Origin of the sequence: Pseudomonas sp. BF-R-26, from assembly GCF_019947395.1 — a bacterium.
In the GTDB taxonomy this organism is placed as follows: Bacteria; Pseudomonadota; Gammaproteobacteria; order Pseudomonadales; family Pseudomonadaceae; genus Aquipseudomonas; species Aquipseudomonas farris.
This window is the reverse complement of record NZ_JAGYGK010000001.1, coordinates 162,391-174,624: the sequence shown is the minus strand read 5'-3', so window position 1 is coordinate 174,624 and position 12,234 is coordinate 162,391. Positions and strand designations below refer to the sequence as shown.

Genomic DNA, 12,234 nt, shown 5'->3' with positions numbered 1-12,234 from the left:
GACGCAGTTAAGCTGGCACTATCTTGTTGGAGCACCCTGTTGATGCTGACCCTCGGAAATATCTTCGTGCTGATGCTGCTCGCCACCGGTGGCGCGTGGTTGTGGCACAACCACGGCTTGCGCGAACGCGCGCTGGAGCGGGTCATGCAGCATTGCGCCAAGCTGCGGATCGAGCTGCTGGACGGCAACGTAGCCTTGAAGAAGATCGCTTTCATTAAAGACGCCAACGGCCGTCGGCGCCTGGCCCGTGTGTATAACTTCGAATTCACCGTGACCGGCGAAACCCGCCACACCGGCACCATCACCCAGTTCGGCGCCCATAGCGCACAGATCGAGCTCGCGCCCTACCCGATGCCGTTCGACGACACACCACCGGTGGTCGACATCACGAAGCCCAGAGCTGAGGTGATTGAATTGAGTCAGTGGCGGCAAGAACACACCAAATGGCGCCCGTGAGTCGGGTGTCAGTCTGTTAAAACCAATCGCGGGCAAGCCCGCTCCCACAGTACAGTGTGAACCTTGTGGGAGCGGGCTTGCCCGCGATGAGGCCTTCAAAAACTGCACAAAACTCGCTAATTCGCCTGAGTACGGCACTCCATCAATCCTTTCTGCAGCTCTACGACACTCTGCTGCTCGCTAAAAATCAGCTCGATACGCGAATCCCGAGACCATTCACTGGGTCGCCAATCCAACTCCGAGTTATCCAGCGCATTCGCCGACACCCACCCCTCGGCGCTGTGGATAACCAGCTTCGCCCGCCGCCATTCAAGGCGCTCAAGCCATTTCCCGATCAATACGGCATCGAATATCTGACTCGGATGCCACCGCCATCCAACGCTCCAGCCACCCTCCTGCGCCTGACTCAAGCAAATCGGCAGCGTGGGGTCAGTCCAGATGGCTGGCATCTGCGCCAATCCCTTGGGCACGACAAAGTTATCCACACCCCCGACAGCCTGAGCCCCGAGCCCCGGTAACTCGCTCAACGGCAAGACGGCTTGCTGCGTCCAGTACAAAGGACGCATCGGCAACTGTGCGGCGATTCGCTGGCGATCACTGTCGTCGAGGCCTTCTGCCTTGTTCAGCAACAGCAATCCGGCACTGTCCAGCGCTTGCTGTTGCGCAGCAGGCAGCGGTTTTCCAGTCGCAAGCGCCTGGGCATCCAACACCAGCACGCACGGCTGTACGGCCAGGACGCCTTGCCACGGCGCCTCACTCAATTGCCTGAGCAACTGCGCTGGATGTCCCAGCCCGGAGGGTTCGATGAACAGTCGATCCGGTCGTGCCTTGCGCAGCAACCGCCCGAGGCCGATCTGAAACGGTGCACCATTGACGCAACACAAACAGCCCCCGGCCACTTCCCCCAGTGCGATACCATCGGCATCCTGGGTCAACAGCGCGGCATCCAGACCGATCTGGCCGAACTCGTTGATCAACACCGCCCAGCGCTCACCCACGGGCCGTTGCGCCAGCAGGTGCTTGATCAGGCTGGTCTTGCCGGCACCTAGTGGGCCGGCAATGACGTGGGTGGGAATGTTCTGCAACATGGTCGAGGTTTTCTGAGGAGGTAAAGAATGCGGTTGATGGGATGGTCGTTGCTACTGGCGCTCACATCGGGCGAAGCGCTGGCTCAGGCCTGCGTGGTGCACAGCACGGCTGAGCGGCTCGATGTGAAGGTCTGCCAGCAAAACCGCAGTATCCCGGAAAAACTGTTCGCCGACGGATTCTGCCAGCCGAATCTGCCCGGGCAGAAAGTCGAGGTGCAGTACGTCGACCAATGCCCCACCGGCGCGTTCGGGGTGTGCAGCAACGCTCAAGTCGCCAATATGCCTTACCGGCAGGATATTCACTATTACGGCATGGCCACCGATGCGGCGTATTTGAAGCCGTTTTGCGAAGCCCAGAGCCAGGGAACCTGGCTCAAACCTTGAGCGGTTAGCTCAGCCAGTCGAGGGTCAGGATCAAACGACGCTCGCCCGGCGCCGGCTGCGGCGAGCGGTGGATCAAACCGAAGCCTTCATTGCCGTGCCACTTCTCCCCTTTAAGCAGCGCCACTTCGCCGCTGGTGATTTGCTGGATCAGCGAATCGTCCTGCGGTTCGGCCTCAGGTTTGCCTAATTGCCGGCGATCCATCGCCCCTTCTTTCAGCCATTGGCTGCCAATACCTGCGTAGGTGGTGATCAACCGCACCGGCACATGATCGACGTGGAAACGCGGGCACATGGCTTTGTCCAGAACCCGCAGACGCAGGCCGATACGCTGGGCGCCCAACAAGCAGGCGAAGGCGCTGACCAGCCAGGAAACATCGGCGATAAAGCCTTCGTAGCCTTCAAGGTCGCTGAAGCCTGAGGCTAAACCGTGGAGATTGGGTTCGGCGTCATCGCCGGGCATTTCCAGGGATATTGACTCGGCCAGCGGCTCGTTCAGGGACAACAACAAACGACCGAAATCGGCAATGTGCGCTGGGAGTTGGCGCTGCCAGAGGGCCAGGTTCACGCCGTCGTCCAGAATTCCCGTCAGCGCTTTTGGCGTATCACCTTGAACCTGGCGAATGACCGGTCGCAGCTTCAGACTGGGCGCCAACATCAAGCAGCCGCCTCTTCGTGCCAAGGACCAAACGGATCGGGCAGTAACTGCCAGCCCTCGACACCCAAGGCCATCTCAGCATCCGTCAGCAGGCAGTTATCGAGTTCGACGGTGAGTTGCGCGAAATCGACGTTCTGGCCGATAAACACCAGCTCCTGACGGCAATCACCGGTGGCGGCCGTCCAGTTTTCCATGATCCCGGCAGTGCTTTCTTCATCTTGCGGCCACTGGTTTTTCGGCACGAAACGCCACCAGCGTCCGGCAAAACCGTGACGCATCAAGCCGCCGGCCTGGGACCAGCTGCCGGCATCCCTGTGTTTGCTGGCCAGCCAGAAAAAGCCTTTGGAACGCAGCAATTTGCCGTTCACCCACGGACGGTCGATGAAACTGAAGAAGCGCTGTGGATGAAACGGTCGCCGCGCCCGATATGCCGTGGAGGCGATACCGTATTCCTCGGTTTCCGGCACGTGTTCACCGCGCAATTCCTGCAACCATCCCGGCGCCTGAGCAGCCTTTTCGAAGTCGAAGCGACCAGTGTTGAGGATTTTCTTGAGCGGCACTTCGCCCATGACCATCGGAATGATTTCCGCCTGGGAATTTAGCCGTTCGAGGATCGCGATCAACTCCTGGCGCTCGCTACTGCTGATCAAATCGATTTTGCTGATCAGAATCACGTCGGCGAATTCGATCTGCTCGATCAACAGGTCGGTGATCGAGCGTTCGTCCTCCTCTCCCAGGGTTTCGCCACGGGAAGCGAGGCTTTCGGCGGCCTGATAGTCGAGCAGGAAGTTCATGCCGTCGACCACGGTGACCATGGTATCGAGCCGCGCGATGTCCGCCAGGCTCTGCCCTTCTTCATCGCGAAACGTGAAGGTTTCTGCCACGGGCAGAGGCTCGGAAATGCCCGTGGACTCGATCAACAGGTAATCGAAACGACCGTCCTTGGCGAGTTTGCTGACTTCTTCGAGCAAGTCTTCGCGCAAGGTGCAGCAAATGCAGCCGTTACTCATTTCCACGAGTTTTTCTTCGGCACGGTTCAGGCTGACATCGCGCTGAACTTCACTGCCATCGATATTGATCTCACTCATGTCATTGACGATAACTGCGACCCGCAAATTTTCGCGATTACGTAGTACGTAATTAAGAAGTGTACTTTTTCCGGCGCCGAGAAAGCCCGACAGGACGGTCACGGGGAGACGATTGGGCATCAGGTATTCCTCATCAGGATGTGGCCGGTCAAATCGCCCGTTGATGGCGTTCGCGCAGCTCTTCACGTTCTTTGGCTTCAATACACAGAGTGGCGGTGGGTCGCAGCAGCAGGCGCTTGAGGCCGATCGGCTCACCGGTTTCGCGACACCAGCCGTACTCGCCGCGAGCCAGGTGTTCGAGGGCTTCGTCGATCTTGTCCAGGAGCTTCTTTTCCCGCTCCAGCAGGCGCAGTTGCCACTGGCGCTGTTCTTCGGCGCTGCCGATATCGGCGGGATCGCTGTGGGGTTCCTGCTCGCGTAACGCGTCGAACTCGCCGGCAATGCGCTCCTGCAGCTCGCTGCGCTGTGCCAGCAATAGCTCGCGAAAGAAGCCTTGCTGGGCGTCGTTCATGTAATCGGCGGCGGGTTGAGCGAGGAGTTCTTGTTCAGTCATGGCGGTGGATCATCAGAGCGGGTGTATTTTTATGTTATAGTATAACAATACAAATAAGCCACTCCCCTCTTGCTCGCTGCGACAAAGGGCACGATGCTTGAGCCCGTCCGCCCCCTTGAGAAATGCCATGGGAAACGCCCTGAAATTCTCGCTATTGAGCCTTTCGTTGCTGATCGCGGTCGATGCCTGGGGACAAGTCCCGAGCCTGGCTAACTGCACCCGTAGCGCCAATCTGCTGGCCTGCGTAGATGCCGACGGCAATGCCTACAGCGTTAACACCGTCGGTAGCACGATCTATCTGCGCGGCTTCGAAGTGGCCGGCAAACGCCAATGGGCGCAAACCAATAACCGCTACGGGCAATTGACGTTCTTCACTGGCATCGCGTCCGATGGCGAAGCCTGGGTCGGCTACAACCGCCGGGTTGGCTGGACAACCATCAATCGGTTTTCCAGCTCCGGCGGCAGCAGCGGCAAGTTCACGTGCAGCCGGATGATCGGCTGCTAGGCCTGTGCATTTTTCTGTTCCTGTTGCCAGGCGATGTAGCTGTTCATCGGTGGGTTCTTCTGAAAATAGCGCTGCAACCCTTCGAACAAACCATCCGCCACCGCTTGCTGATGGCGGGCAGTCACCAGTCGTTGACTGTCGCGGGCGTTCGAGATGAAGCCGGTTTCCACCAGAATCGACGGCACATCCGGCGACTTCAACACGGCGAATCCTGCTTGCTCCACGCGCTTCTGATGCAGCGTAGTAATGCCTGCCAGGCTGCCAAGCACCGTACTGCCCAACTGCAAACTGGCGGCGATGGTGGCGTTCATCGACATGTCGAGAATCACCCCGGCGAGCATCGGGTCCTTGTCCTTGAGATTGAGCAGGCTGGTGGCGCCCAACAGGTCTGCACCGTTCTCCCGTTGTGCCATGAAGCGCGCCGTGGCCGAAGTCGCGCCACCTTCGGACAAACAGTACACCGACGCACCTGAAGCGGTGAGACGCGGCGCCGCGTCCGCATGGACCGAGATGAACATGTCGGCATTGTGTTTGCGGGCAATCTCCACGCGCTTGCGCAGCGGGACGAAGAAGTCGTCATTGCGCACCAGTTTCACGTCGAAGCCCTTCTCACGTTTCAGCCGTTTGGCCAGCAGCTGGGCGATCGATAGCACCACGTCTTTTTCCCGCTCACCTTTGGCACCGACCGCGCCCGGATCTTTGCCGCCGTGACCAGGGTCGACCACCACGATGATGTCGCGCTTGGGGTGAGCCTTGTCGGTGACGGGTTCAGGTTTTTCCGACGGCACCGCCGCGATCTGTAGCGGCGCAGCGGTCTTCAGATCGAGTACCAATCGGTGCCCCTGCCCGTCCTGGGGCGGCAGCTGGAAACTGTTGAGCTGCACCGGGCCGCTGAGGTCGAGGACGATCCGCGTATCGCCCTGACCGAAATGTCCGGAGCGGATTGCGCGAATCACCGTGTTGCTGAGTGCCAACTGACTGAAGTCGCCACTGAGATTGGCGCCACTCAGATCGATGATCAGCCGCTCCGGAGCGCTCAGGGAAAACGTCTTGTATTGCACCGGCCCGCTCAGATCGAACACCAGTCGTAGCTTGTCGTCAGAACGCCACAGTCGTGCATTGCGAATTTGCGTGGCCGAAGCACCAAAGGGAAATGCGAAGGCCGCGCTGGCCAGAATCAGGTTGAGCAAGTGACGTCTGTGCATGATGAAAGCCCGCTCACGAAAAAGGCATCGTCGATTTGATTGTTATAATATAACATGCCAAATCAACTCCCACGATGGACCTGCTCATGAATGCGCTGACTCTGCCGGATATCGCCGCGCAGGCCTCACGCCAAGCCCTGCCACTCGATTGGGTGGGCATGTGCGGCATTGCTCTTCCTGTTTTATTCGATGGCCAGCGACTGAGCGCAAAGGCCGACGCTGGCGTTAGCCTCGACGATGGAGAGGCGCGCGGCATCCATATGTCGCGGCTGTATCTGGCGCTGGAAAAGCTTGAGCGGGAAAACCTTTCGCCCGCGTTGTTGCGGCGAGTCTTGCAGAATTTTCTCGAAACCCATGAAGGACTTTCCCACAACGCTTACCTAAAAATTCACACCGAACTATTGCTCAAAAGACCCGCGCTCATCAGTCCGCTAGCCGGTTGGAAAACCTATCCGGTGAGCATCGAAGCGAGTTTGAAAAACGCGATGTTCCACGTGGAACTAAAAATCGACGTTCCTTATTCCTCAACCTGCCCGTGCTCAGCGGCACTTTCGCGGCAGCTGATTCAGCAGCAATTCGTTGATGACTTCGCCAATCGATCATTGCAACACTCCGACGTTCTGGCTTGGCTCGGTTCCACGAAAGGTATCGTCGCCACGCCGCATAGCCAACGCAGCAATGCGCAATTGCAGCTGCGTCTGGACGACTACCTGGATGACCTGCCGCTGATCGCCGCGATCAACGATGCGGAAGCAGCCCTCGGCACCGCAGTGCAAACCGCAGTGAAACGCGCCGACGAACAAGCCTTCGCTCTCGCCAACGGCCAGAACCTGATGTTCTGCGAAGACGCCGCCCGACGCTTGAATCTGGCCCTGAAACGCTCCCCGGGGATCAACGCCTTTCATGTGCGAGTCGTTCACGCCGAAAGTCTTCACGCTCACGACGCTGTCGCCGAAAGTCGCTGGAATTGGGAGGCCGCATGATCCAATGCCAAGCCTTGCGCTGGGGCGCTCCCGGTCAACCGCTCACTCCGTCAGTGGATTTCCAATTACCCAAAGGAAGTCTGACCGCCGTCATCGGTGCCAACGGTTCGGGTAAAAGCAGCCTGCTAAAAGTCATCGCCGGTCTGCAAAAGCCACTGACCGGAAAAGTCATCATTGATGCTCCAAGTAAAGGCGGCCTTTCGTTCCTGCCTCAGCAACAACACCTGGACCGGCAATTCCCCATCAGCCTGCAAGAGTTGGTGGCCGCAGGTTTCTGGGGCAGCAAGCAAACTCCGGAAATTCGCAGCCAGCGACTCAAGTCTGCGCTGGAAGACTGGTGCCTGACCGGCCTGGAACATCGCACATTGATGGCCCTCTCCGGGGGCGAATTGCAGCGCGCCCTGCTCGCCCGGTTGAGTCTCGCCGAAGCCCCCTTGTTGTTGCTCGACGAACCCCACGCCGCGCTCGACGAACTCGGCCAGGCGCTGCTCTGGAAACACATCCACGCGTGGCATGCCGAAGGTCGAACCCTGGTCGTGGTGTGTCATGACCTGGCCGCTGTGCGCCAACACATCCCACAAGCCCTATTGATCAAAAGCAGCGGCTGCGTCCTCGGCCCCAGTACAGATCTGATTCGCCAACAACCCCAGACGCAGGTGGCTTGATGATCGCCGCCGCTCAGCTTTGGCAACCGTTCCACGAATTCGTATTCATGCGCAGGGCGTTGCTTGGGGGGCTCGTTCTGGCGTGCAGCACCGCTCCGCTTGGGGTGTTTCTGATCCTGCGGCGCATGAGCCTAATCGGCGACGCGGTGGCTCACGGCATCTTGCCGGGCGCCGCATTGGGCTTCTGGTTCGCCGGGTTGAGTCTACCCGCGTTGACCATCGGTGGCCTCGGCGCTGGTCTGAGCATGGCCGGACTGGCCGCGTGGATCACTCGCCGCACTGGCCTGCGGGAAGACGCGAGCCTGGCCGCGATCTATCCGATATCGCTGGCCAGCGGCGTGCTGATCCTCGGTATCGCCGGCAAGCGGCTGGACCTGTTGCACCTGTTGTTTGGCTCGGCGCTCGCGGTCGACGGACCGACTTTGACCGGCATGATTTGGGTCTCAGGCTTCAGCCTGATCGCCATGGCCCTCATCTACAAACCCCTGTTGCTGGACACCCTCGACCCACTCTTTCTGCAAACCGTCAGCCGCCTCGGGCCACTGGCTCACGGAGTATTTCTGACCCTGGTGGTGCTGAACCTGGTGATCGGTTTCCAGGCCATCGGCGCCCTGATGGTGGTCGGTTTGATGATGTTGCCAGCCGCCGCTTCTCGCTTCTGGAGTCGTCGCTTGCCGGTACTGATGGTCATCGCCGCACTGCTCGGCTGCCTCTCGGTCTGGCTCGGATTGTTGCTGTCGTTTTACTACTCGCTGCCCAGCGGCCCGGCGATCGTGCTGGTGGCTGGCGCTTTGTATCTGCTGTCCGTGGTGTTCGGTCCGGTGCACGGTTTGCTGCGCCGCCCGCCTTTGCTCACATCCCAATGAGGTGTTACCCGATGCGCGCTTTACTCGTGCTGTTCAGTTTGATGCTGTCGATGTCGCTGTCTGCCGCGGAAAAACTCCAGGTAGTCACCAGCTTCAGCATCCTCGCCGACATGACTCAACAGGTCGGCGGCGACCATATCCAGATCACCAACATGGTCGGGCCGGACGCCGATGCCCATACCTACGAGCCGACTCCGGACGATGCCAAGGCATTGCTCAAGGCCAGACTGATCATCAAGAACGGGCTAGGTTTCGAGCCATGGCTGGACCGTCTGGTGACCAGCACCGAGACCAAAGCTGCGGTCATCAGTGCCAGCCACGGTGTCATTCCACGCTCGCTGGATGAAGACGGCGAAACCATTCCCGACCCACACGCCTGGCACAACCTGGCGAACACCGAGTTGTACATCAGCAACATCACCAAAGCGCTGATCGCCGCCGACCCTGCGAACAAAGCCGACTACGAACACAACAGCCAGGCCTACCTGAAAAAGATCTACGCGTTGCTCGCCGAGGCCAAAGCCAAGCTCGGTTCGCTGCCGCCGGGTAATCGCAAAATCGTGACCTCCCATGACGCCTTCGGCTATCTCGGTCAGGCTTACGGCATCGACTTCATGGCGCCACAAGGTCTGTCCACCGAACGTGAACCATCGGCTGCCGAAGTCGCTGCGCTGATCACGCAGATCCGTCAGGCCAAGGTCAAAGCGGTGTTCATGGAAAACATCAAGGACGCACGCCTGCTCAAGCAAATCGCCGATGAAAGCGGCGCGCATATCGGTGGCACGCTGTACTCCGATGCCCTCGCGGCGACCGGCCCGGCCAGCACGTTCGCCGGACTGTTCGAATACAACCTCAACACCTTGTATGAGGCGTTGAGCAAGCCATGATCCGCAAGAATCCTTCCGGTGATCTGCCGTTGATTGCGGAGTCCGCGTACGTGGATAAAACCGCCATCATCTGCGGCAAAGTGGTGATCGGCGAGAACGTGTTCGTCGGTCCGTACGCGGTGATTCGCGCCGATGAAGTGGATGATTCAGGAGAGATGGAGCCAATCACCATCGGCGCCAACTCGAACATTCAGGACGGCGTGGTGATTCACTCCAAGTCCGGTGCAGCGGTGACCATCGGCGAGTTCAGCTCCATTGCTCACCGCTCCATCGTGCATGGCCCCTGCACCGTTGGTGACCGCGTGTTCATCGGGTTCAACAGCGTGCTGTTCAACTGTGCGGTGGGCGACGGTTGCGTGGTGCGGCACAACTCGGTGGTCGACGGTCGTGACTTGCCAGAAGACTTCTACGTGCCCTCCACCACGCGCATCGGCCCCAACACTGACCTGTCGCAGTTCCCACCGGTGAGCGTCAGCGCCTCGGAGTTTTCCGAGGACGTGGCGCGCACCAATGTCGATCTGGTGCGGGGCTACAAAGCCCTGCAAAACGAGTTCTGACCATGAGCAGCGTGCTGATTCGCAATGCCCGACTGGTCAATGAAGGTCGTGAGTTCGACGGTGATTTGCTGGTAAGCCACGGTCGCATCGTCAAGATCGCCAGCAGCATTGAAGGTGAAACGGCCACCGTGGAAATCGACGCCGATGGCCAATGGCTGCTGCCGGGCATGATCGATGACCAGGTGCATTTCCGCGATCCTGGAGCTCCAGACAAGGGCAGCTTCCATACCGAATCCAGAGCGGCAGTGGCTGGCGGCATCACCAGCTTTATGGACATGCCCAACACTTCACCGGCCACTTTGACCCTCGCCGCGCTGGCCAACAAGAAGCGTCGAGCGGCGACGAGTTCAGTGGCCAATTACGGTTTTCATTTCGGCGTGAGCAACGACAATCTCGACACGGTTGCCGCGCTCAATCCTTGCGAGGTGGCCGGGGTCAAAGTGTTCATGGGCGCCTCCACCGGCAATATGCTGGTGGACGATCCACGGATTCTCGAGCGGCTCTTCGCCGAGGTGCCGACCATTCTGTTGGCTCACTGCGAACACACGCCCAGCATCGAAGCCAATGCCGCGAATCTGCGAGAGCTGTTCGGCGAGCACCTTCCGCCCGCCGCTCACCCGCTGATCCGCAACGCCGAAGCGTGCTTTCGCTCCTCCTCAATGGCCGTTGATCTGGCCAGGCAACACGGCACCCGACTTCACGTTTTACACTTGAGCACGGCCCGCGAACTGGCGCTGTTCGAAGACCAGCCGCTGGCACAGAAACGCATCACCGCCGAAGTCTGTCTGCATCACTTGCTGTTCGATGATCGCGACTACCCGAGCCTTGGCAACCTGATCAAGTGCAACCCGGCGATCAAGACTCAGACCGACCGCGATGCCTTGCGCAAAGCATTGTTGAGCAATCGACTGGATGTGATCGGCAGTGATCACGCGCCTCATACCTGGGCCGAAAAACAGCGGCCCTACAGCCAGGCGCCGTCCGGTTTGCCGTTGGTGCAACACGCCCTGCCCGCGTTGCTGGAACTGGTGTCCGATGAGATATTGCCGATCACCACCCTCGTGGCCAAGACCAGTCACCGGGTCGCCGATCTGTTTGCCATCCCCGATCGCGGCTACCTGCGCGAAGGCTACTGGGCCGACCTGGTGTTGATCAAACACGAGCCCGACGGCCTTGCCGTTTCCCGGCAACCGATCCTCTCTCAATGCGGCTGGACGCCCTTCACCCACCATCGCTTTCGCCACAGCGTCAGCACTACGGTCGTGTCGGGGCAAATTGCCTGGCACGACGAACGTCTTAATGACACCTGCCAGGGTTTACCCCTACGGTTTATGCGCTAGCGCACGTTGTCGAAAACATTCGAGAACATCGATCATGATCCATATCACTCTGCCCGATGGTTCATTGCGTGAGTACGATCAGCCGCTGTCTGTGTATGAAGTTGCTGCAAGCATCAGTCTCGGGTTGGCTAACGCGGCAGTGGCCGGGCGGGTCGATGGCGTGTTGGTGGACTGTGGGTTCCTGATCGAGGGCGATGCCCGGGTCAGTATCGTCACGCCCCAGGAACCCGATGGCCTGGAGATCCTTCGCCGTTCCTGCGCGCTGATGCTGGCCATGGCCGTCAAACAGCTCCATCCGAATGCGCAGTTGCGAGCCGGATCGTCGCTGGGTGATGGTTTCTTTTATGAGTTTGCTTTCCAGCGCTCTTTAACTCTGGCCGAGCTGCCAGTTATCGAAGCGCGCATGCATGCACTGGCGGCGACCAACCATTCGATCCGACGGGAAACCGCTCCCCGGGCGACGCCAGCCGAACGGTTAACGCTGTATCGCTTGGGGGGTTTTGAAAGTTTCGCTGAAGGCCCGCATGTTCCCACCACCAAGGTATTGCAAGCATTCACTCTGGACCATATCAGCGGCACGTCGCAGCAACGGATCTACGGCACGTGCTGGTCCAGCCAACAGGAGCTGGACACCTGGCGAGCGCCGCCGCAGGTGATGGTCGTGAACATCGATGAACGTCAGACCGCTTATGCGCACTCGGTGACCCAGGCCCTGCGCCGCCGTGAACTGCGGGCCAACTCGGATCTGCGTAACGAGAAAATCAGCCACAAGATTCGCCAGCACAGCCAGAAAGTGCCGTATCTGTTGGTGGTGGGAGAGAAGGAAAAGGAAGGCGGGTTTGTCAGTATGCGCAGCAGCAGTGGAGAGAACTTCGGGGAGAAAGGGATTGAGGCGGTGTGTGAATTGTTGAATCCGCCCAAGATTCAAGGTGACTAAACGGACGTCATCGCGGGCAAGCCCGCTCCCACAGGGATCGCGTATGACTTTGTGGGAGCGGGCTT

General features: G+C 59.5%; 15 protein-coding genes. 10 read left to right on the top strand and 5 right to left on the bottom strand.

Annotated features, from left to right (window positions below):
* Positions 1–42 precede the first annotated feature (42 nt).
* Positions 43–456 carry a DUF3301 domain-containing protein gene (locus KGB18_RS00850; RefSeq protein WP_123720134.1) on the top strand — a complete coding sequence of 138 codons (414 nt, stop codon included), beginning with the start codon at positions 43–45 and terminating at the stop codon, positions 454–456.
* A gap of 116 nt (positions 457–572) precedes the next feature.
* Here KGB18_RS00850 and KGB18_RS00845 read toward each other — a convergent pair whose 3' ends face one another.
* Entirely contained in the window at positions 573–1,544 is a 972-nt protein-coding gene (locus KGB18_RS00845) for a CobW family GTP-binding protein (protein WP_123720133.1), read from the bottom strand.
* 27 nt (positions 1,545–1,571) lie between these two features.
* Between KGB18_RS00845 and KGB18_RS00840 the strand changes: the two genes are divergently transcribed.
* Positions 1,572–1,928 carry an NADH:ubiquinone oxidoreductase gene (locus KGB18_RS00840; protein ID WP_223569255.1) on the top strand — a complete coding sequence of 119 codons (357 nt, stop codon included), beginning with the start codon at positions 1,572–1,574 and terminating at the stop codon, positions 1,926–1,928.
* A 4-nt stretch (positions 1,929–1,932) separates the two neighbouring features.
* Here KGB18_RS00840 and KGB18_RS00835 read toward each other — a convergent pair whose 3' ends face one another.
* From KGB18_RS00835 to dksA, 3 genes are read right to left on the bottom strand one after another with little or no spacing between them, the layout of a single operon-like run.
* On the bottom strand, positions 1,933–2,583 hold the full coding sequence (locus KGB18_RS00835; RefSeq protein WP_223569254.1) for a DUF1826 domain-containing protein: 651 nt from the start codon (positions 2,581–2,583) through the stop codon (positions 1,933–1,935).
* Entirely contained in the window at positions 2,583–3,791 is a 1,209-nt protein-coding gene (gene zigA, locus KGB18_RS00830; RefSeq protein WP_123720131.1) for a zinc metallochaperone GTPase ZigA, read from the bottom strand. Before zigA ends, KGB18_RS00835 begins: the two co-directional genes overlap by 1 nt.
* 28 nt (positions 3,792–3,819) lie before the next feature.
* A complete protein-coding gene (gene dksA / locus KGB18_RS00825; RefSeq protein WP_123720130.1) occupies positions 3,820–4,224 on the bottom strand; it encodes an RNA polymerase-binding protein DksA in 405 nt (134 codons plus the stop codon).
* Between the two features lie 127 nt (positions 4,225–4,351).
* Here dksA and KGB18_RS00820 point away from each other — a divergent pair, with 127 nt between their 5' ends.
* Positions 4,352–4,729, top strand: a complete 378-nt coding sequence (locus tag KGB18_RS00820; protein WP_123720129.1) for a glutamine synthetase — start codon at positions 4,352–4,354, stop codon at positions 4,727–4,729.
* On the opposite strand, the gene KGB18_RS00815 is transcribed toward KGB18_RS00820, so the two are convergent.
* Positions 4,726–5,934, bottom strand: a complete 1,209-nt coding sequence (locus KGB18_RS00815) for an N-acetylmuramoyl-L-alanine amidase (protein ID WP_223569253.1) — start codon at positions 5,932–5,934, stop codon at positions 4,726–4,728. The two genes, KGB18_RS00820 and KGB18_RS00815, sit on opposite strands and share 4 nt — an antisense overlap.
* Before the next feature lie 86 nt (positions 5,935–6,020).
* Between KGB18_RS00815 and folE2 the strand changes: the two genes are divergently transcribed.
* From folE2 to KGB18_RS00780, 7 genes are read left to right on the top strand one after another with little or no spacing between them, the layout of a single operon-like run.
* Entirely contained in the window at positions 6,021–6,917 is an 897-nt protein-coding gene (gene folE2, locus KGB18_RS00810; protein ID WP_223569252.1) for a GTP cyclohydrolase FolE2, read from the top strand.
* On the top strand, positions 6,914–7,582 hold the full coding sequence (locus tag KGB18_RS00805) for a metal ABC transporter ATP-binding protein (protein ID WP_123720126.1): 669 nt from the start codon (positions 6,914–6,916) through the stop codon (positions 7,580–7,582). Before folE2 ends, KGB18_RS00805 begins: the two co-directional genes overlap by 4 nt.
* Complete coding sequence (locus KGB18_RS00800) at positions 7,582–8,448, top strand: metal ABC transporter permease (RefSeq protein WP_007896554.1); 867 nt, start codon at positions 7,582–7,584, stop codon at positions 8,446–8,448. The genes KGB18_RS00805 and KGB18_RS00800 overlap by 1 nt, the downstream gene beginning before the upstream one ends.
* Before the next feature lie 11 nt (positions 8,449–8,459).
* Complete coding sequence (locus tag KGB18_RS00795) at positions 8,460–9,335, top strand: metal ABC transporter substrate-binding protein (protein WP_123720125.1); 876 nt, start codon at positions 8,460–8,462, stop codon at positions 9,333–9,335.
* Positions 9,332–9,892, top strand: a complete 561-nt coding sequence (locus tag KGB18_RS00790) for a DapH/DapD/GlmU-related protein (RefSeq protein WP_123720124.1) — start codon at positions 9,332–9,334, stop codon at positions 9,890–9,892. The genes KGB18_RS00795 and KGB18_RS00790 overlap by 4 nt, the downstream gene beginning before the upstream one ends.
* Before the next feature lie 2 nt (positions 9,893–9,894).
* A complete protein-coding gene (locus tag KGB18_RS00785; protein WP_123720123.1) occupies positions 9,895–11,232 on the top strand; it encodes a dihydroorotase in 1,338 nt (445 codons plus the stop codon).
* A 34-nt stretch (positions 11,233–11,266) separates the two neighbouring features.
* A complete protein-coding gene (locus KGB18_RS00780; RefSeq protein WP_201061116.1) occupies positions 11,267–12,169 on the top strand; it encodes a His/Gly/Thr/Pro-type tRNA ligase C-terminal domain-containing protein in 903 nt (300 codons plus the stop codon).
* The last annotated feature ends 65 nt before the right edge of the window (positions 12,170–12,234 follow it).